The 17,930-nt window shown below is 70.3% G+C and carries 17 protein-coding genes; 12 read left to right on the forward strand and 5 right to left on the reverse strand.

The annotated features are described in order from the left end of the window. The first annotated feature begins 28 nt into the window (after positions 1 to 28). Positions 29 to 1,630, forward strand: coding sequence for a serine/threonine-protein kinase (locus P2Q00_RS43410; protein WP_275780291.1), 1,602 nt, complete (start codon positions 29 to 31; stop codon positions 1,628 to 1,630). Here P2Q00_RS43410 and P2Q00_RS43415 read toward each other — a convergent pair whose 3' ends face one another. Continuing rightward, positions 1,631 to 2,437 (reverse strand): SGNH/GDSL hydrolase family protein, encoded by an 807-nt coding sequence (locus tag P2Q00_RS43415; RefSeq protein WP_275780292.1) that lies wholly within the window; start codon positions 2,435 to 2,437, stop codon positions 1,631 to 1,633. Between the two features lie 208 nt (positions 2,438 to 2,645). On the opposite strand from P2Q00_RS43415, the gene P2Q00_RS43420 reads away from it, so the two are divergent. The 5 genes from P2Q00_RS43420 to P2Q00_RS43440 all read left to right on the forward strand — a co-directional run bounded on the left by P2Q00_RS43420 (position 2,646) and on the right by P2Q00_RS43440 (position 9,925). After that, positions 2,646 to 3,062 carry a hypothetical protein gene (locus tag P2Q00_RS43420; RefSeq protein ID WP_275780293.1) on the forward strand — a complete coding sequence of 139 codons (417 nt, stop codon included), beginning with the start codon at positions 2,646 to 2,648 and terminating at the stop codon, positions 3,060 to 3,062. A gap of 345 nt (positions 3,063 to 3,407) precedes the next feature. Further along, positions 3,408 to 4,259 carry a glycosyltransferase family 2 protein gene (locus P2Q00_RS43425; protein WP_275780294.1) on the forward strand — a complete coding sequence of 284 codons (852 nt, stop codon included), beginning with the start codon at positions 3,408 to 3,410 and terminating at the stop codon, positions 4,257 to 4,259. Further along, positions 4,256 to 5,254 (forward strand): glycosyltransferase family 2 protein, encoded by a 999-nt coding sequence (locus P2Q00_RS43430; protein WP_275780295.1) that lies wholly within the window; start codon positions 4,256 to 4,258, stop codon positions 5,252 to 5,254. Before P2Q00_RS43425 ends, P2Q00_RS43430 begins: the two co-directional genes overlap by 4 nt. After that, on the forward strand, positions 5,251 to 6,051 hold the full coding sequence (locus tag P2Q00_RS43435) for a polysaccharide deacetylase family protein (protein ID WP_275780296.1): 801 nt from the start codon (positions 5,251 to 5,253) through the stop codon (positions 6,049 to 6,051). The genes P2Q00_RS43430 and P2Q00_RS43435 overlap by 4 nt, the downstream gene beginning before the upstream one ends. Then, the gene (locus P2Q00_RS43440; protein ID WP_275780297.1) at positions 6,044 to 9,925 is read left to right on the forward strand and encodes a lipopolysaccharide biosynthesis protein; all 3,882 of its coding nucleotides are present in this window, start codon (positions 6,044 to 6,046) and stop codon (positions 9,923 to 9,925) included. Before P2Q00_RS43435 ends, P2Q00_RS43440 begins: the two co-directional genes overlap by 8 nt. A gap of 12 nt (positions 9,926 to 9,937) precedes the next feature. On the opposite strand, the gene P2Q00_RS43445 is transcribed toward P2Q00_RS43440, so the two are convergent. Then, the gene (locus P2Q00_RS43445; protein ID WP_275780298.1) at positions 9,938 to 11,359 is read right to left on the reverse strand and encodes a GH39 family glycosyl hydrolase; all 1,422 of its coding nucleotides are present in this window, start codon (positions 11,357 to 11,359) and stop codon (positions 9,938 to 9,940) included. Between the two features lie 168 nt (positions 11,360 to 11,527). Between P2Q00_RS43445 and P2Q00_RS43450 the strand changes: the two genes are divergently transcribed. Beyond that, positions 11,528 to 12,622: a DUF5925 domain-containing protein gene (locus tag P2Q00_RS43450; protein ID WP_275780299.1), complete on the forward strand. Its 1,095-nt coding sequence runs from the start codon at positions 11,528 to 11,530 to the stop codon at positions 12,620 to 12,622. 23 nt (positions 12,623 to 12,645) lie between these two features. Further along, positions 12,646 to 13,416, forward strand: a complete 771-nt coding sequence (locus tag P2Q00_RS43455; protein WP_275780300.1) for a DUF72 domain-containing protein — start codon at positions 12,646 to 12,648, stop codon at positions 13,414 to 13,416. Positions 13,417 to 13,517: 101 nt separating this feature from the next. Here the strand turns inward: P2Q00_RS43455 and P2Q00_RS43460 are convergent, their stop codons facing one another. Beyond that, positions 13,518 to 13,886 (reverse strand): GntR family transcriptional regulator, encoded by a 369-nt coding sequence (locus tag P2Q00_RS43460; RefSeq protein WP_275780301.1) that lies wholly within the window; start codon positions 13,884 to 13,886, stop codon positions 13,518 to 13,520. Positions 13,887 to 13,957: 71 nt separating this feature from the next. Here P2Q00_RS43460 and P2Q00_RS43465 point away from each other — a divergent pair, with 71 nt between their 5' ends. Both P2Q00_RS43465 and P2Q00_RS43470 read left to right on the forward strand, forming a co-directional pair. After that, complete coding sequence (locus tag P2Q00_RS43465) at positions 13,958 to 14,890, forward strand: GNAT family N-acetyltransferase (RefSeq protein WP_275780302.1); 933 nt, start codon at positions 13,958 to 13,960, stop codon at positions 14,888 to 14,890. Then, positions 14,871 to 15,371 carry a ribonuclease FAU-1 family protein gene (locus P2Q00_RS43470; RefSeq protein ID WP_275780303.1) on the forward strand — a complete coding sequence of 167 codons (501 nt, stop codon included), beginning with the start codon at positions 14,871 to 14,873 and terminating at the stop codon, positions 15,369 to 15,371. Before P2Q00_RS43465 ends, P2Q00_RS43470 begins: the two co-directional genes overlap by 20 nt. 5 nt (positions 15,372 to 15,376) lie before the next feature. Here the strand turns inward: P2Q00_RS43470 and P2Q00_RS43475 are convergent, their stop codons facing one another. Next, positions 15,377 to 15,991 carry a class I SAM-dependent methyltransferase gene (locus tag P2Q00_RS43475; protein ID WP_275780304.1) on the reverse strand — a complete coding sequence of 205 codons (615 nt, stop codon included), beginning with the start codon at positions 15,989 to 15,991 and terminating at the stop codon, positions 15,377 to 15,379. A gap of 140 nt (positions 15,992 to 16,131) precedes the next feature. Between P2Q00_RS43475 and P2Q00_RS43480 the strand changes: the two genes are divergently transcribed. Continuing rightward, a complete protein-coding gene (locus tag P2Q00_RS43480) occupies positions 16,132 to 16,266 on the forward strand; it encodes a hypothetical protein (protein ID WP_123964172.1) in 135 nt (44 codons plus the stop codon). A gap of 5 nt (positions 16,267 to 16,271) precedes the next feature. Here the strand turns inward: P2Q00_RS43480 and P2Q00_RS43485 are convergent, their stop codons facing one another. Next, a complete protein-coding gene (locus P2Q00_RS43485; protein ID WP_275780305.1) occupies positions 16,272 to 16,721 on the reverse strand; it encodes a GNAT family N-acetyltransferase in 450 nt (149 codons plus the stop codon). A gap of 170 nt (positions 16,722 to 16,891) precedes the next feature. Between P2Q00_RS43485 and P2Q00_RS43490 the strand changes: the two genes are divergently transcribed. Further along, positions 16,892 to 17,875: a lytic polysaccharide monooxygenase auxiliary activity family 9 protein gene (locus tag P2Q00_RS43490; RefSeq protein WP_275780306.1), complete on the forward strand. Its 984-nt coding sequence runs from the start codon at positions 16,892 to 16,894 to the stop codon at positions 17,873 to 17,875. The last annotated feature ends 55 nt before the right edge of the window (positions 17,876 to 17,930 follow it).

Below are 17,930 nucleotides of genomic sequence, written 5' to 3' on the forward strand. Positions count from 1 at the left end.
GACACGCGGATGCGAATGGGGGACGCCCGTGTCCGAAGAATCGGGCAGTGAACGTCTGATCGCGGGCCGCTACCGTCTCCTGTCCCCCCTCGGCGAGGGCGGCATGGGAACCGTATGGCGCGCCCGTGACGAGGTGCTGCACCGCGAGGTCGCCGTCAAGGAGGTGCGCGCGCCCGCCGGGCTGCCGGCCGCGGACGTGGAGCGGATGTACGCCCGGCTGGAGCGCGAGGCGTGGGCGGCCGCGCGGGTCGCCAACCGCAACGTTGTCACGGTGTACGACGTGGCGGCGCAGGACGGCCGGCCGTGGATCGTGATGGAGCTGGTCCGCGGTATCTCGCTGGCCGAACTCCTCGACGCCGAGGGCCCGTTGGAGCCGCAGCGCGCCGCGCACATCGGGGCCGAGGTGCTCAACGCGCTGCGGGCGGCGCACGACGCCGGTGTGCTGCACCGGGATGTGAAGCCGGCCAATGTGCTGCTGTCGAACGACGGGCGGGTGGTGCTCACCGACTTCGGCATCGCCATGGTCGAGGGCAGTTCGGCGCTGACCATGACCGGCGAGGTCATCGGCTCGCCCGAGTTCCTCGCGCCGGAGCGGGCTCTGGGCCGTACGCCCGGCCCGGAGTCCGACCTGTGGTCGCTCGGCGTGCTGCTGTACGCGGCGGTCGAGGGCAACTCCCCGTTCCGCCAGGACACCCCGCTCAGCACCCTGCGGGCGATCGTCGACGAGGAGCTGCCGCCGCCGCACCGGGCCGGTCCGCTGACCCCCGTCATCGAGGGGCTGCTGCGCAAGGACCCGGCCGAGCGGCTGCCGGCCGACCGGGCCGAGCAGGACCTGCGGATCATCGCGGCGGGGGGAACCCTCCGCACGGACGGCATGCAGGCGTCTCCGTACGCACCGACGGTCGCGGCTTTCCCGCAGCCCCAGTCGCCGACCCCGCCGATGCCGTACCCGGCCGAACAGACGCGGCCCGTGCCGGGCCCCGCGACGACGGCCACGAGCGAGCCGCCGCAGCGCAACCGGCGGGCGGCTGCCGTCCTGGTCACGGGCCTGGTCGTGCTCGCGCTTGCGCTGGCCGGACTGACGTACGCGCTGCTGAACCGCGACAACGGCAACGGGAACGCGAGCGGCAACAACACCCGCTCCGAGAGCACGACTTCGCATACGCCCACCGCCACCCACTCGGGCGGCGGGGCCGGGAGCCCCACGCCGAGTCCCAGCAGCAGTCGTACGACGGCGCCCCAGTCCGTGCAGGTCACCCTCGCGGGCGCGAACACCGACTACTCCGGCAGCTGTCCGCCGCCGAGCAACCAGGCGCCCGCCTTCACGGCGACGTTCACGGTGGGGAAGCTGCCCGCGGAGGTCAGCTACCGCTGGGTGTCGAAGGACGGCCAGGTCATGGATCCGGGGTGGAAGACCCTGTCCTTCCCGGCGGGGGGCGGAAAGACCAAGCAGGACAGGGCGTTCGTGACGACCTACGACAGCACGGGGACCTTCCGGAACTCGATCAGCGTCGAGGTGCGCTCGCCGGTGCGGACGACGTCGAACTCGGTTCCGTTCTCGGTGACCTGTGTGGCGGAGACCCCGACGGGCGGGGCCTCCCCCAGTACTTCGCCGTCACCCTCGCAGTGATCAGGCCGCGCTGGTCAGGACGGGCAGATAGCCGCCCGACTGGCCGGCCGCGGTCGGGTGGTACGACTCGCCGATGTTGAGCAGGTTGAGGCTGTGCAGCCAGGCGCTGCCGGAGCAGAGCTCGTGGCCGGTGAAGGTGGTGCGGACGTCGCCGAATTCGAAGCCGTGGTCGGCCGCGACCTTGTTGATGGCGGTGTCCAGGTAGTCGGCCGCGCCGTTGATCGCCGTCCGCTTGGTCTCGGAGAGGCCGACGCAGGTGGTGCCGAGCTTGTAGAAGCGGGGGTAGCCGAGGACGACGACCTGGGCGTTCGGGGCCTTGGCGCTGATCGCCGAGTAGACGTCGTCCAGTTGTCCGGGCAGCGTCGAGTCGACGTATGCCTTGGCGGTGTTGATGCGTGACAGACAGGCGCTGTCGGACTGGAGCACACAGGTCGTCATGACGTCGGAGAAGCCTGCGTCGTTGCCGCCGATGCTGATGGAGACCAGACCGGTGGCGGTGGAGAGCGGGCCCAGCTGTCCGGACAGAACATCACCCGTACGGGCGCCCGAGCAGGCGGTGAAGTCGAACGTCGAGGGTGAGTGGGCGGCGGCCCAGAGGTAGGGATAGGCCTTCGTGCTGCGCTTGCAGTCGCCGCTGGAGCTGATGTAGCTGCCCGACCCGACCCCCGAGGAGTAGGAGTCGCCGAGGGCCACATAGCCGCCGGTTGCGGCCTGTTGGGACGCCTGCGCCGCCGTGGCCCCGGTGAGGGCCGTGCCGGCGGCGAGGAGGATCGAGCTCACGAAGACGGCAATTCGGGAACGTCTCATGGAACCTCCCTTTAGCAGGATCTCTGCCGTAACCGTCGTACCAATTACACGTGTCGATGGGAAGTGTTCATGTCAAGACTTTCGACTGCCGTTCGACTCCTGAAGGTCTGCCAGAACAGGCGTACGCCCCTTCGGCACCTTGACGCCCCCTCTTGCGCTGCGCGACATTGAAGTCCGGCATCCGGCGCGCTGGGGGGCAAAGTCGCCAATGCAGACCATCCGTATCAAGAGACCTGTCAAGAGGCCTTCGGCAGACGACACCGAGCGGGCGCGGCCAGGACCGGGGAGGGACCTGTCGCCACTGCTCGCGGGAGCCGCGACGGCCGTGGGGGGATTCGGCGCGCTTCTGGCGCTCGTCGACTCGGGCTCACCGCTGCGCGGGCCGCTCACCCTGTTCTTTCTGCTCGCCGCGCCCGCGACGGCCATCGGGGCCGCGCTGCGCGGGCTGGAGCCCTTCGGCCGCACACTCGCCGCGGTCGCGGGCGCAATCGTGCTCAACATGCTGGTGGCGCAGGGCATGTTGGCCGTTCACCGCTGGTCGGTGCGCGGCGGAATCATCGCAGTGACCGTGATCAGCCTTTTCCTGCTTCTAAGTTGTGTAACGGTCAAACCAACAAAAACGTGAGGCCTCGTTCCAGGTCTTGCCATACGGGTTCAATCGTCAATACCGTCGTACATCTCACCCGCAACGGTCCATCATCGAGCGGCTCTAGGGGAGGGCTCAAGGACCGCGATGGATCCGGGGCGGGGCGCGGTAGGGGGGTGCCGTGCTCGGTGACCGCATTTGTGACCGAGTCGTGCCGCGCGACCGGCTGCCGTCATGGCGGCAGGCGGCCAGCTTTGCCAGAGCGCCTCGGCGTGCACGTAGATCCATTTCGTCATGCCACAGGCGTGAACCCCCCTTTCGAACCGGACACATTGCCGGGCCGCCCAGGGGCGGGCGGTCCACCGGACGAGAGGGATCAGACTCATGAGTTCTGTTCTGCGGCCGGCGACAACGGACCAAGATCCGTCAATTGCCAGCAAATACCGGCCGATCTCTTCTCACCTGGCCATTGCGCCGCCGGTGAGTGTGGTGATCCCCGCCATGAATGAGGCGGAGAATCTTCCCTATGTCTTCAAGACACTTCCGGACTGGATACACGAAGTGGTTCTTGTGGACGGCAATTCCACTGACGACACCGTCGAAGTGGCCCGCGGTCTGTGGCCGAACGTCAAGGTCGTCGAGCAGCAGGGCAAGGGCAAGGGGGATGCCCTGATCACGGGGTTCGAGGCGTGCACCGGCGACATCATCGTGATGGTCGACGCGGACGGCTCGGCCGACGGCAACGAGATCGTGTCGTACGTCTCCGCCCTGGTCTCGGGCGCGGACTTCGCCAAGGGCTCCCGCTTCGCCAACGGCGGCGGCACCGACGACATGACGTTCATCCGCAAGCTCGGCAACTGGGCGCTGTGCACCGTCGTCAACCGCAAGTTCGGCGCCCGCTACACCGATCTGTGCTACGGCTACAACGCGTTCTGGCGGCACTGCCTGGACAAGATCAGCCTCGACTGCACCGGCTTCGAGATCGAGACCCTGATCAACATCAGGGTGGTCAAGGCAGGGCTGAAGGTCCAGGAGATACCGAGCTACGAGTACCTGCGCATCCACGGCGCGAGCAATCTGCGGGCCGTGCGGGACGGGTTCCGGGTGCTCAAGGTGATCCTCAAGGAGCGGTCCAACCGGCGCGAGCTGCGCAGCCAGGAACACCACTCGCCGATGCTCGACTCGGATCGGCTCGACTCGGATCGGCTCGACTCGGTGCGGGGAGAGGTGTCTTGAGCGATCTCGACATCTCCGTCGTGATCTGCGTCTACACCGAGGACCGCTGGGAGGACATCCTCGCGGCGGTCGCCTCGGTGCGGGCGCAGTCCCACCCTGCCCTGGAGACCCTGCTGGTCGTCGACCACAACCCGGCTCTGCTGGACCGGCTGGCCAAGGAGTACAAGGAGGCCGAGGACGTCACAGTGCTCGCCAACGCGGGTCCTCGCGGTCTGTCCGCCGGCCGCAACACCGGTATCGCGGCGGCACGCGGCGAGGTGATCGCGTTCCTCGACGACGACGCCGTGGCCGAGCGGGAGTGGCTGCGGCGTTTCGCCGAGGGGTACGCGGATCCGCGGGTGATGGCCGTCGGCGGCCGTACGATGCCGATCTGGGCGTCGGGCCGCCGTCCGGCCTGGTTCCCGGAGGAGTTCGACTGGGTGGTGGGGTGTACGTACAAGGGGCTGCCGCCGGGCCTGGTGCGGGTGCGCAACGTCCTGGGCGGGAACGCCTCCTTCCGCCGTACGGCCTTCGACGCCGCGGGCGGCTTCGCGACCGGTATCGGGCGGGACGGCGACAAGCGCCCGCTGGGCTGCGAGGAGACGGAGCTGTGCATCCGGCTCACCCGCGCCAGACCGGACGCGGTCCTGCTGATCGACGACCGTGCGGTGATCCATCACCGGGTGCCCGAGGCGCGCGAGCACTTCGGGTACTTCCGCACGCGCGCGTACGCCGAGGGTCTGTCCAAGGCGCTGGTGGCGCGAAGTGTGGGTGCGGACAAGGGACTTGAGTCCGAGCGCCGGTACACCACCCGGGTGCTGCCGGCCGGTGTGCTGCGCGGGCTGCGCGACGCCGTGCTGGCCCGGCCGGGCGGTGCGGGCCGGGCGGGCGCGATCGTCGCCGGGGTGCTCACGGCCGCCGGTGGGTACGTGGTGGGGAGCGTACGGGCCCGCCGGGGCGGAGCCACGTTCTCGGTGGTGGAGATCAGCGGTGGGGATCAAGGGGGGATCTCATGACGGAGACACCGGTGCCGATCCTGATGTACCACTCGGTCGCGACCGCGCCGAACGACGCCACGCGCGCGCTGTCGGTGGCGCCGGAGGCGTTCGCCGAGCAGATGGCGCTCATCGGCGACCTGGGGCTCACCCCGGTCAACACGGCCGATCTGGCGGCGAGTTGGCGGTCGGGCCGCCCGCTGCCGGCCCGCCCGGTCCTGATCACCTTCGACGACGGCTACGAGGGCGTGCACCGGCACGCCCTGCCCGTGCTCGCCAAGCACGGCTTCGCGGCCACCCTGTTCGTCTCCACGGGCTGGATCGAGGGCGCGTACGACACCGGGGGCGGCCTCGACACCATGCTGGACTGGCAGCAGGTGCGCGAACTGGCCGCCGCGGACGTCGAGATCGGCGGGCACAGCCACACGCATCCGCAGCTCGACCAGCTCGACGACGACTCGCTGCGGCACGAGCTGATCCACTGCAGGGAGATCGTCGCCGACGAACTGGGCACCGTCCCGGCCTCGTTCGCCTACCCGTACGGCTACTCCAGCCGCCGGGTGCGCGAGGCGGTGCGGGAGACGGGGTACGCCCAGGCGCTCGCCGTCGGCAATGGGCTCGCGCGGCGCCGGCAGGGGCCGTACGCACTGCAGCGGGTGACCGTGCGCCGCGGCACCGGCATCGAGGAGTTCGAGCGGCTGGTCGAGGGCCGCGCGATCGCCCGCAACTTCGCCGGGGACCGTGCCCTCACCAAGGGGTACGCCCTGGTCCGCAGAGCACGACAGGTCCGCCGGAAGGCCATCCGTTCCCGTGTCTGACACGACCACAACGACCGAGGCCACGCAGCCCGCGACCGAGGCGCCCGAGCAGTCGGGGCGCCGCCTTCGGCTGCCCGGAATGGGCCGCCCCAAGGGCGGCAGCCCGCTGTTCCGCAACGCCTACGCCCTGATGCTCAACACCGGCATCTCCGCGGTGCTGGGCCTGGGGTACTGGCTGCTCGCCGCCCGCTACTACTCCGAGTCCGCGGTGGGCCAGGGTTCGGCCGCCATCGCCGCGATGAAGCTGCTCGCCGGGCTGACGGCAGTGACCCTGACGGGCGCCCTGGCCCGCTTCATCCCGGTCGCGGGGCGCGCCACCGGGCGCCTCATCTTCCGTACGTACGCGGCGAGTTGTGTGGTCGTGTCGTTCGCGGCGGGGATCTTCCTGCTGACCCTCAGCGCCTGGGGGCCGTCGTACCACTTCCTGCACGGGCCGATCAAGGGCCTCGGCTTCATCATGGCCGTGGCCTCCTGGAACCTGCTCACGCTGCAGGACGGGGTGCTGACCGGGCTGCGCAGTGCGCCGTGGGTGCCGGTCGGCAACACGGTGTTCTCGGCGGTGAAGCTGGCGCTGCTGGTCGGTCTCGCCGCCAGCATGCCGACGACCGGCGTCTTCGTCTCCTGGTGCCTGGCGATCGCCACCTCCGTGGTGCCGCTCGGCCTGCTGGTGTTCCGGCGGCTGGTCCCCCGGCAGATCGAGGCCACGGCGGACCACGCGAAGCCGCCGACGCTGAAGGAGATCGGCAGGTTCCTCGCGGGCGACTACACCGGCTCACTGTTCTCGCTCGCCGTGGTCTATATGATCCCGGTGATCATCGCCTCGCAGGTCAGCTCCGAGGACAACGCGTACTTCTACATCACCACGACGATCGGCGGCACGGTCAACCTGCTCGCCATCAACATGGGCGCCTCGCTGACCGTCGAGGGCTCGCACGACCCGGCCCGGCTCGCCGCCAACACCCGGGCCGCGCTCAGGCGCATGGCCCGGATCATGCTGCCGATCTGCGGCCTGATGTTCATCGGGGCGCCGTGGATCCTCGGTGTCTTCGGCCAGGGCTACGCGGACGCGGCGACGCCGCTGCTGCGCTGGTTCGCGGTCGGCGCGCTGCTCAGGGTCGTCATGGAGACGTACTTCGCCGTCCTGCGCGCACAGAGCCGTACCGCAGGACTCGCCTGGCTGCAGGGCCTGTTGTGCGTCCTGGTGCTCGGCCTGACGCTGCTGCTGCTCCCCCGCATGGGGCTGACCGGAGCGGGCGTCGCCGAGATCTCCTCCCTCGCGGTGATCGTCACCATCGCGGCACCCAAGCTGTACCGGACCCTCCGGGCCGCACCTGCCGACGCCGTCCCCGAGGAGACGGCACCCGACGGGGACCTCGCCGACCTGGGGGCGCGCGAGGTCCCGACCACGGAGAAGCCCCGCAGGCGGGGGCCCGCCTGGGCGCTGGACACCGACACCCTTGCGCTCGGCATCCACGTCGACTTCGACCACCTGGAGCGCCGCCCCGACGTCCGCCCGGGCCCGGGCACCCCGCCCACCGGCACGCCCGTGGTGCGCGCCGACCACCGGCCGACCTGGGCGAAGAACCCGGAGGTCGGCCTGCCCGTCGAGATGGGGGTCCCCCCGCTCGAGCGAATTCGAGAGTGGGGGAGCGAGCCGGGCTCGGAAGCCTCCCTGGGACCGGCCGAGATGGAGGTGGACGCGCCCTTCGATGCCGAGTTCGAGCCCGGCTTCGGCGCGGGCCTCGGCGCGGGCGAGGAGGTCGTACGAGAGGCGGAGGCATCGCTCGTACAGGAACTCGCACAGGAAGAAGCGCCCGTACGAGTCCCCGATCCGCCGTCGCTCTCATGGCGCGAGCGGCTGCGGCCGACCCGCCTGGGAGTCGTCCTCGGGTGTCTGCTGGTGGCCGCGCTACTGCTCTACTGGGTGCCCGCGCTACGGCTCGGCGAGGCCGATCTGGACAAGATGGGCGGGCTCGGCCTCATCTCGGTCCTGCCGCTGCCGACGCTGGTCGGGGCGGCGCTGCTGGTTGCGGTGTTCGCCTCGCTGCTGTGGCTGGGCCGTGAGCACAAGGCGCTGCTGCTGGTCACCCTGCTGGCGACCGTGGTGTCGCTGCATGCGCTGCCCGCGGTGATCGAGACCGAGCCGCGGTTCCCGACGGCCTGGCAGCACCTCGGCTTCCTCGACTACATCGACCGCACCGGGTCCGCCGTACCGGACCTGGACGCGCGCTGGAGCTGGCCGGGCTTCTTCGCGGTGGCCGCGTTCGTCGCGAAGGCCTGCGGGGTCACGGACCTCACCGAGCTCATCCGCTGGTGGCCGCTGACCATCCAACTCCTCTATCTGGCCCCGATGTTCCTGCTGGTGCGCTCGCTGCGGGCGAGCTGGCGCGCCAAGTGGACCGGCATCTGGATCTTCGTGCTCAGCGGCTGGGTGGGCCAGGACTACTTCTCCCCGCAGGGCTTCACCTACCTTCTCTATCTGGCGTTCGTCGCGATCCTGCTGGTCTGGTTCCGTGAGCCGCGGGTGATCTGGACGAGGAAACGGCCGGGCGAGGCGGAGGTCGAGCCGACGAGCCGACGCCAGAAAGCCGTCCTGCTCGGGGTGCTGATCGGCCTGTTCATGGCGAGCGTCCCGGCCCACCAGCTCACGCCGTTCGTGATGCTGGGCGTCCTCGCGGTGCTCGTCCTGATCGGCAGGTCCGAACTGCGCGGCCTGCCCATCCTGTTCGCCGTGGTGGTGGCGGTATGGATCGGCTTCATGGCCGAGCCCTACTGGTCCGGGCACTTCAACGAGCTGTTCGGCGGGGTCGGCGGCGTCGGCAGCAATGTGTCCACTTCGGTCTCCGGCCGTATCCAGGGCGGCGACTCCACCCACAAGCTCGTCCTGTACGCGCGCGTGCTGCTGGCCGGCGGCGTGATGGCGTTCGCCTGCTGGGGCTGGTGGCGGCGGCGCGACCACAAGTACCGCGAGCGCTCACTGCTGGTGCTGACGTTCGTGCCGTTCCTGGGCTTCGGCATGCAGTCGTACGGCGGCGAAATGGCCCTGCGCGTCTTCATGTTCGCGGTGCCGGGCGCGGCCCTGCTGGCCGGCCTCGCCCTGTTCCCACGCACCGGAGTCACCGCGGAGGAACGCGACAAGGACCGCGTCAGCCTCGCCCCGCTGGCCGCGCTGATGGCGGGACTGCTGCTCATGGGCGGCTTCCTGGTGGCCCGCTGGGGCAACGAGCCGTTCGAGCGGGTGCGGCCCGGCGAGGTCGCGGCCATGGACTACGTGTACGCCCACGACAAGCCGACCGTCCGCCTGCTGTGGCTGAGCAACGACACGGTCAACGACGTGACGCCGGCGATGCCCTGGGGCGCGAAGGACATGGAGCGGGTGAACTACGTGCCCACGCTGGCACCGGCCGACCCGGTGCTGGTGTCGGGCCTGGTCAAGGCGCTCAAGGACGCGGGCCCGAACTCGTATCTGATGATCAATGCAGGCCAGACGACCTATCTCCGGATGGACGTCGGCTATTCGGACACCTGGGAGCCCCGGCTCATCCAGAACCTGGACCAGCGGCCCGAGCTGACGAAGGTCTACGTCAACCACGACGCCACCCTCTACGCCCTCAAGAAGCAGCCCGAAGGCAAGGTGCCGAAGCCGAAGCCGGGTCCGATCGGGCCGCAGATCACCTGGACGCCCTGGTCGGTCGTGGGCGCTCTGGCCGCCCTCGCGCTGATCGTGATGCTGACGGCGCGCGAGGTGGTGCGGGTCGCGATGCGGCCGGGCGTGCGGCAGTTGCGGTGGCTGCAGAGCAGCTTCTGGTTCTCGCTGCCGCTGCTGGCGGTGCTGCTGGCCTCGCTGGTGCAGCGGTTCCTGACGCTGAATTGACCGTGCGGTGGCTCAGCGCTTGAGCCACCGCACCTCGTACGCCTGCATGTCGAACCGCTTGCCGTCGACCTGCGCGCTGATGGACCGGCCGAGGGTGTTGACCACGAGGACGGTCTTGTCGGTGGCGAGGACGCGCACATTGGGCACGTCGTCGGCGGCCACGGACACGGTCCGGTACTTCGTCCCCGGCACAAACTCCTGATTGAAGCGGGACACCAGGTCGAACATGGGCAGCTTCCTGCCCCCGTCCGAACTGTCCGTCGGCGTCCACAGACAGCCCGCGCAGTCGGTGCCCTTCTCGTCCTCCGGGTTCCAGTAGAAGCCGGAGGAGGCGCCGCCCTTGACCATGGCGATCATTCCGGCGGCCTGGACGGCGACGCGGCGGGTCTCGGACCAGCCCTTGCGTTCGTCGTTGCCGTCGGCGGGCTCGACGTAGTACTCGGACCACCACAGCGGCAGGTTGTGCGTCTGCTGCCGCACCCACTTCCCGACCTCGGTGAACTTGTCGGTGGCGCCGAACTCGTTCGGCAGCATGTCGTCGTCGTTGGTGTAGCTGGAGCCGTCGACGACGACGAAGTCGGCGCCCGCCTTGTTCTTGTTCCAGTAGTCGAAGGCGTCGAGAACCCGCTGGTCCATGGCGCCCCAGGCACCCTTGAACGTCTTCGAAGCCTCGTCGGCACGCGGGTCGACACTGTCCATCACCAGATACGGCCCGCCGACCATGGTGTCCTTGTCGACCTTCTTCAGGGCCTGGTACACGAGGTTGTACAGCTTTGTGTAACCCTCGTAGTCCCAGCGGCCCTTGGCGTCGTTCCAGAAGCCCTTGAACTCGTTCCAGACGATGAAGTGGCGTACGTCCGGATAGCGCTTGGCGACGGTCGCGGCGAGCGCGGCGAAGTCCGCGTAGTGCTCGGGCAGGGGGGCCGTCTCCAGCGCGGACTGGCTCCAGTTGGTGTTGTCGACGCCGGCTTTGCCGCCCTTCATCCAGTCCGGGGAGCAGCACAGGGTGACGACCGGGGTGCCGCCGGACTTGCGGATGAAGTCGATACGGCGGTCCATCGCGCCGAAGTCGTAACGCCCCTTCACCGGCTCGGGGTTGTCCGCGCCCCAGCCCATGACGGCCTGGTCCTGCGGCATCCCTCCGGCGTCCGAGAGCAGCCCCTCGACGCGCTCGGTGGCGGTGGAGCTGCCCTCGTCGGCGCTGTGCTGGGTGTGTGTGAAGCCCCAGCCGACCTCGGGCCGGTCCTGGTCGGGCGGGGTCACCGGGGTGCCGTGCACCGTGTCGCCGTTGCGCGAGGTGCCCGCGGTGCTGCCGCCGCTGTCCGGAAGGGTGTTGATCAGGGTCACGATCAGCGCCAGTGCGGCCATGCCCACGCCGAGCAGCGCGGTGAGCCGCCACCGCCGTGCCCCCGAGGTCCACTCATGACGTCCCATCGAGGGCAACAGTAATCGCGTGGATGCCGGGTAGGGCAGATGTTGTGAATGCACAGCCTTGTAACAGGACGGAGCGGACACATCGGAAGCCACGAGCCACAGGCGACACACCCGGCGCACCGCGGAAACCGGGTGCACACGGCGGCCTCGTGCCGGATCATGGACGCCATGTCTGCCAACCCATACGACGCTCTGCCGATCCGGCTCAACGTCGACGACAGCGACTCGCCGTCCGACGTCGTCGACGCGCTGTTCCTCGGCCGCTTCGCGACGGGCGAGCAGCCGTACTCGCATGCGGCGAACATCGACCGCGTCCGCTCCGGGGCGACGCTGCTGCCGCCGGACGCCCGGGTGCTGCGCATGGCGCGTGACGACGACCGCAGCGCGACGCTGGCGGAGGGCGACGGCTGGACGCTGCTCATCTCCCGCTGGAACCGCGGCGCCGACGTCACGGTGACGGCGACCAGCGCCGAGCTGGCGCAGAAGGTCCTCGACCAGGCGACGGACGGCGCGGCGGACGAGCCCGAACCCCAGCCGGAGAACGTGACGATGGGTTTCTGGTACGTCTCCCCCAGACGAGGCCCGCACCGCACCACCCGGCAGATCTCCGCGGGCACCTGGGACGAGGTGCGGGAGAACTACACCGGGCCGGTGGCGGACGCGATGGACCGCCTGATGAAGACGACCCCGGAGGACATCGCGGGCCGCCTGCTCCTGCTGCACGGCCCGCCGGGCACCGGCAAGACCTCCGCCCTGCGCACGCTCGCCCGTTCCTGGCGGGACTGGTGCCAGGTGGACTGTGTGCTCGACCCCGAGCGTCTCTTCTCCGACGTCGGCTATCTGATGGACATCGCGATCGGCGAGGAGGACTCGACGGGCAAGGGCCGCTGGCGGCTGCTGCTCCTGGAGGACTGCGACGAACTGATCCGCGGCGAGGCCAAGCACACGGCGGGCCAGGCGCTGTCGCGGCTGCTGAACCTGACCGACGGCCTGCTCGGCCAGGGCCGCAACGTCCTGGTGGGTGTGACGACCAACGAGGACCTGGAGCGTCTGCACCCGGCCGTGGTCCGCCCGGGCCGCTGTCTGGCCCGCATCGAGGTGGGGCCGCTGACCCGCGGGGAGGCCGTCGGCTGGCTGGGCACCGAGGAGGGCGTGGGCCGCGAGGGCGCGACGCTGGCCGAGCTGTACGCGCTGCGCCGGGGCACCTCGCCGACCGCGCTGCCGGAGCCGCGGGACGGGGTGGACGCGGGGCTGTATCTGTAGGCGTCCGGTGTTTTGATGGACGTATGACCCTGTTCGTCGGGACGTCGGGGTGGCAGTACAAGGACTGGCGGGGAGTCCTGTATCCGGCCGAGTGTCCGACGCGGCTGTGGCTGGAGGAGTACGCGACCCGTTTCGCCACGGTGGAGATCAACAACGCGTTCTACCGCCTGCCGACACGGGAGAACTTCGAGAGCTGGCGGGAGCGGGTGCCGCCGGACTTCGTGGTCACGGTCAAGGCGAGCCGCTATCTGACCCACATCAAGCGCCTGCGGGACCCCGAGGAGCCGGTCGACCGCCTCATGACCCACGCGGCAGGCCTCGGCGACCGCCTGGGTCCGGTGCTTCTGCAGCTGCCGCCGACCCTGCGCTGCGACCCGGACCTGCTGGACGCATGCCTGGCCTGCTTCCCTTCCGGCACCCGGATCGCGGTGGAGCCCCGCCACGACTCCTGGTGGACGGACCGGACCCGCAAGGTTCTGGAATCCCGCGCGGCCGCCCTGTGCTGGGCCGACGTCCAGGCCCACCCCACCACCCCGCTGTGGCGCACCACCGACTGGGGCTACGTCCGCTTCCACGAGGGCCGCGCCCGCCCATGGCCCCGCTACGGCCGCCGCTCCCTGGAAACATGGGTGGACCGAATCGCAACCACCTGGCCCGACACCCGGGACGTATACACGTACTTCAACAACGACCCCGGCGGGGCCGCGGTGCAGGACGCGGTCGCCTTCGGGCGAACGGCAACCAGAGCCGGCCTGACGGCAACCCGCACACCGGAACTCACGGCCCGACGCTGACCAACGCCCCCCTCAAAGGGGCGCGGGGAACTGCGCGACCAGCCACAACGGACCCGCAGACGATCGATGGCCAATCGCATCGCAGCACCCCCGGGAACTGCTCACCCCTCGTAAGCCGCCCGCAGGGCATCGCGTACCGCCGCCAGCGCATCGGCCTGCGCAAGACCAAGCCGCCGAGCCCGCTCAACGTAAGCCTGGGCAGCCAAGGCCAACTCCCGCTCCGCCGCCGAGCCCGCGGCAGCGACGAACGTACCGTTGCGCCCCCGCGTCTCGATCACCCCGTCGCTCTCCAGCGCCCGGTACGCCTTGGCGACCGTGTTCGCAGCGAGCCCCAGCGATTCGGCCAGCCCCCGCACGGTCGGCAGCCGGTACCCGACCGGCAGCACCCCCGCCCGCGCCTGCTCGGAGATCTGCGCCCGCACCTGCTCGTACGGCGCGGCACTGTCGTCGATGTGGATCTTCAAGGTCACGCTGCCGATTGTCCCGTACCAGCCCGAAAATGAGAGGCACCCGGGTGCGCCTTCCCCGTAGCGTGCGCGCAATGACAGTGACCGTCCGCGATCTCCGCCCCGACGACCGGGCCGACGTGGAGAGTTTCGCCCATGTCCGGCATCTGGCCCTCCCGCACATTCTGTGGACCCCGGACGCCATCGTCCACCGCCTCGCCCACACCCACCCCGACGCCCGCTTCAGGTCCCTTGTGGCGGAGGAGGACGGGGAGGTCATCGGCTCGGCCCAGGTGCAGCTGGCGTACGACAGCCCGGAGCCGGGCCAGGGGATGCTCAACATCTACGTACGCCCTGACCGCACGCACCGCGGCGCGGGCACCCTCCTGGTCCGCGCGTCCGAGGAGCACCTGACCGCCCACGGAGCGACGAAACTGCTCGCCTGGGTCCTGGACGAGCCTGCGAACCGGGCCTTCGCCGAGCGGCACGGCTACCGCGCCAGCCGCTCCGCCCACTTCCTCCGCCTCGACCTGACCGGCAAGACGCTCCCGCCGCTCCAGTCCCCGCCGCCGGGCATCGAGCTGCGCTCCGCGGCGGACTTCGGGGACGATCCGCGCCCGCTGTTCGAGCTGGACGCGGAGACGACGTCGGACGAACCGAGCGATGTGGAGACCGAGTTCACCGACTACGAGACCTGGGTCGAGGAGAACTGGAAGCACCCGCTGCTCGACCGGGAGCTGACCACGGTCGCGTTCGTCAAGGGCCGCCCCGCCGCGTTCAGTGTGGCCTGGACGGACCCCGCCACCGGCCGCTACGCCACCGCCATGACCGGCACCGCCCGCGCCCACCGCGGCCGCGGCCTGGCCAAGCTGACCAAGAACGCCTCCCTGCACCGCGCCCGCGCCGCCGGATACACGACGGCACTCACGGGCAACGACGTCGGAAACCAGCCCATGCTCGCGATCAACAAGTGGTTCGGGTACGAGATCTGTGCATCGGAGGTGCGGTATGTCCGCGAACTCGGCTGATCGGCCGGGGCAGTTGGAGGTCGTCCTGGTCAAGGCGGGCCGGACAAAGATCCGTTACGGGGCGGAGCTGCTCGGCGACGACGGCACGCGCATCGTCGTCCGCGCGCCCTGGGCGGGCGACACCGTCCGCGACTTCGGCTTCGTCCGCTTCGAGCAGGGCGACGTCTTCACCGAGTACTACTGGCGCGACCGCTGGTACGCGGTGAAGGAGGTCCGCGACGCCGAGGGCACCGTGAAGGGCTGGTACTGCGACATCACCCGCCCCGCCACGCTCTCCGGCACCGAACTGATCGTCGAGGACCTCGACCTCGACCTGTGGCGCTCCGCGGACGGCAGGGACGTGCTCCGACTGGACGAGGACGAGTTCGCCGAGAGCGGGTTGCCGGAGACGGACCCGGCGGCCGCGGCCGCCGCCGTCGCCGCCCTGGACGAGCTGGAGACGCTGGCCCGCGGGGGCGGCTTCGACGCACTGCTGGCATGAGGGACTCACACCAGCGCCACCACCGCGTACCGCTCGTCCGCCACCTCTCTCCCCCACAGCAGTGCGTCCTGCGACAGCCGCTCCACACGTACCTCGCCGGCCAGCGGTGCGAGCAGGCCGGTGACCAGGTCGACGGGCAGGCCGACCGGGCTGACCGTCCCCCACACGCCCTCGACCAGCACGAGCCGGCCGCCCGGGCGCACCAGCTCCCGCCAGTGCCGCAGGGCCCGGCCGGGGTCGGGCAGCGCCCACAGCAGGTGCCGTACGAGCAGGACGTCGAAGCGCTGCTCCCCCACCGGCGGCGCCGCCGCGTCACCGACGAGGAACGCCGCGTCACGCCCGGCCAGCTTCGCTCTCGCGAGATCGACCATGGGCGGGGAACTGTCCACGCCGGTGACACGGTGTCCCTGCTCGGCCGCGAGGAGCGACAGACTGCCGGTGCCGCAGCCGAGGTCGAGGACGTCGCTCGGCCGACCGGGGAGCCAGGAGGCGAGCCGGGCGGCCCAGGCCCGGCGCACCTGCGGGTCGCGCAGACCGTGGTCCGGCTCGTCGTCGAAGGTGGCGGCCTCCGCGTCCCAGTCCACAGCCGCCCAGCTCAACCCGTCGTTGTCGTTCTTCATGAGCCCAAGAGTGACACCCGCCACTGACAGTCGATTCGTGACAGCCACCACAGACAGGCCCGGACCGATGAGTCACCCTCCCGGAAAGGGTCTGCCTCCGTGAGAACGCGGAACACCGGCAGAACCTGAAGGAGGCAGCCATGCGCCGCACCACTGTGCAGAAGCCCCTGAGGAAGACGGACTCCCGCAAGGTCCGCGAGGAGGCCGACGAGCGTCCCGCCGGGCGCCCGGAGGTCCGAAAGGACATCGCACGAACGTGGTGGCCGGACGGCTGAAGCAGTCAGTCCAGCCGCTTGCGGTAGTGGATGCGGTCGTAGGGGCCGTCCACCCGCCGCTCCACGATCTCATAACCGAACTTCGGATAGATCTTCTGGTTCTCCCACATCAGGGCGTTGGTATAGAGCCTGACCTCGGGCAGACCGAGCGCACGCGCGCGTGCGTCCACGAACTGCAGCAGCCGCCGCCCCACACCCCTGCCGTGCGCGTCGGGGTGGACGGCGATGTTGTCGAGGTACAGATGGCCCTCGTGCTCCTCGATCACGACCAGGCCGATCACGGGGTCTCCCGTCACGAACACCCTCCCCGCGGCCACGTTCGCCGCGTGGTCCGCCTCCATGGGCTGCGGCACCACCCCGATGCGCTCGATGTAGTGGTGGTACGCGGCGTCGGTCACGGCCTTCACGGCCGCTACGTCGGCGGCGACGGCCGCCCTGATCTCCTCGTCGGTCATGCCGCGCACGGTATTACCTGATCCCAGGCTGAGCACTCCCTTAAGTCCACCATAAGGATCTCCATCACCCGCCTCCAGCAGGCGATTCCACGGTTTCTTGGGGCTAGCTTGCTGATCGCCCCCACGGGTTTCCAGCCGCGATCCCAGTGACCGTTCCGAGGAGTTCCCCCATGCCCGCACGCCGCAAGGCCGCCGTCGTCGTCGCCCTCGGCACCGCCCCGCTCGCCCTGACCGCCCTCGCCGCCGCCCCGGCGTCCGCGCACGGCACGATGGGCGACCCGGTCAGTCGGGTTGCGCAGTGCTACGCGGAGAACCCGGAGAGCCCGAAGTCGGACGCGTGCAGGGCGGCGGTCACGGCCGGCGGCACCCAGGCGCTCTACGACTGGAACGGCATCCGTATCGGCGACGCGAACGGGCAGCACCAGACGCTGATCCCGGACGGCAAGCTGTGCAGCGCGGACAACGAGGAGTTCAAGGGACTCGATCTGCCGCGCGCCGACTGGCCGGCGACGAGCGTGCACAGCGGCTCGTACACCTTCAAGTACCGCGTGACCGCACCGCACAAGGGCACCTTCAAGGTGTACGTCACCAAGGCGGGCTACGACCCGAGCAGGCCGCTGGCCTGGGCCGACCTGGATCTGGACCACCCGGTGGCGACGGCCACCGACCCGGTCGCGTCCGGCGGCTTCTACACCTTCTCCGGCAGCCTCCCCGCCCGCTCCGGCAAGCAGCTCCTGTACGCGATCTGGCAGCGCTCGGACAGCCCGGAGGCGTTCTACTCCTGCTCGGACGTCAGCTTCGGCGGCAACAGCGGCGGGACGGGCGGCAGTGGTACGCCGAGCAGCTCGTCCCCGACCGCCTCCGCCCCCTCCGACGAGCAGATCGAAGCCGGTGCCGCCAAGTCGACGGTCGAGCACCACGGTCACGGTGACGCCGACGCGAGCACGTCGACGGACCCGACGACCACCGCTGCCGCCACGGCCAACGAGCCCAAGGCGGCCGGGACTTCGGAGAACCTCGCCGAGACCGGCGCCGACGGCAGCACCCCGTACATCGCCATCGGCGGTGCGGCGGCCCTGGCCCTCGGTGCGGCGGCGCTGTTCGCCTCGGTCCGCCGCCGCGCGAGCGGCGACGGCGGACGCCACGGCCGCTGACGCCGGCCCGGGAAACGCGGGGCCTGTCCGGCGGCTCAGGCCGGACAGGCCCCGG

Source organism: Streptomyces coacervatus (assembly GCF_029223485.1).
Taxonomy (GTDB): domain Bacteria; phylum Actinomycetota; class Actinomycetes; order Streptomycetales; family Streptomycetaceae; genus Streptomyces; species Streptomyces coacervatus.

Excerpts from the sequence above, each read along its gene's own strand:
- P2Q00_RS43445 (WP_275780298.1), bottom strand. The coding sequence starts at position 11,359 with ATGGGACGTCATGAGTGGACCTCGGGGGCACGGCGGTGGCGGCTCACC.
- P2Q00_RS43420 (WP_275780293.1), top strand. The coding sequence starts at position 2,646 with ATGCAGACCATCCGTATCAAGAGACCTGTCAAGAGGCCTTCGGCAGAC.
- P2Q00_RS43435 (WP_275780296.1), top strand. The coding sequence starts at position 5,251 with ATGACGGAGACACCGGTGCCGATCCTGATGTACCACTCGGTCGCGACC.
- P2Q00_RS43415 (WP_275780292.1), bottom strand. The coding sequence starts at position 2,437 with ATGAGACGTTCCCGAATTGCCGTCTTCGTGAGCTCGATCCTCCTCGCC.
- P2Q00_RS43490 (WP_275780306.1), top strand. The coding sequence starts at position 16,892 with ATGCCCGCACGCCGCAAGGCCGCCGTCGTCGTCGCCCTCGGCACCGCC.
- P2Q00_RS43425 (WP_275780294.1), top strand. The coding sequence starts at position 3,408 with ATGAGTTCTGTTCTGCGGCCGGCGACAACGGACCAAGATCCGTCAATT.
- P2Q00_RS43470 (WP_275780303.1), top strand. The coding sequence starts at position 14,871 with ATGTCCGCGAACTCGGCTGATCGGCCGGGGCAGTTGGAGGTCGTCCTG.
- P2Q00_RS43455 (WP_275780300.1), top strand. The coding sequence starts at position 12,646 with ATGACCCTGTTCGTCGGGACGTCGGGGTGGCAGTACAAGGACTGGCGG.
- P2Q00_RS43465 (WP_275780302.1), top strand. The coding sequence starts at position 13,958 with ATGACAGTGACCGTCCGCGATCTCCGCCCCGACGACCGGGCCGACGTG.
- P2Q00_RS43485 (WP_275780305.1), bottom strand. The coding sequence starts at position 16,721 with ATGACCGACGAGGAGATCAGGGCGGCCGTCGCCGCCGACGTAGCGGCC.
- P2Q00_RS43450 (WP_275780299.1), top strand. The coding sequence starts at position 11,528 with ATGTCTGCCAACCCATACGACGCTCTGCCGATCCGGCTCAACGTCGAC.
- P2Q00_RS43480 (WP_123964172.1), top strand. The coding sequence starts at position 16,132 with ATGCGCCGCACCACTGTGCAGAAGCCCCTGAGGAAGACGGACTCCCGC.
- P2Q00_RS43475 (WP_275780304.1), bottom strand. The coding sequence starts at position 15,991 with ATGAAGAACGACAACGACGGGTTGAGCTGGGCGGCTGTGGACTGGGAC.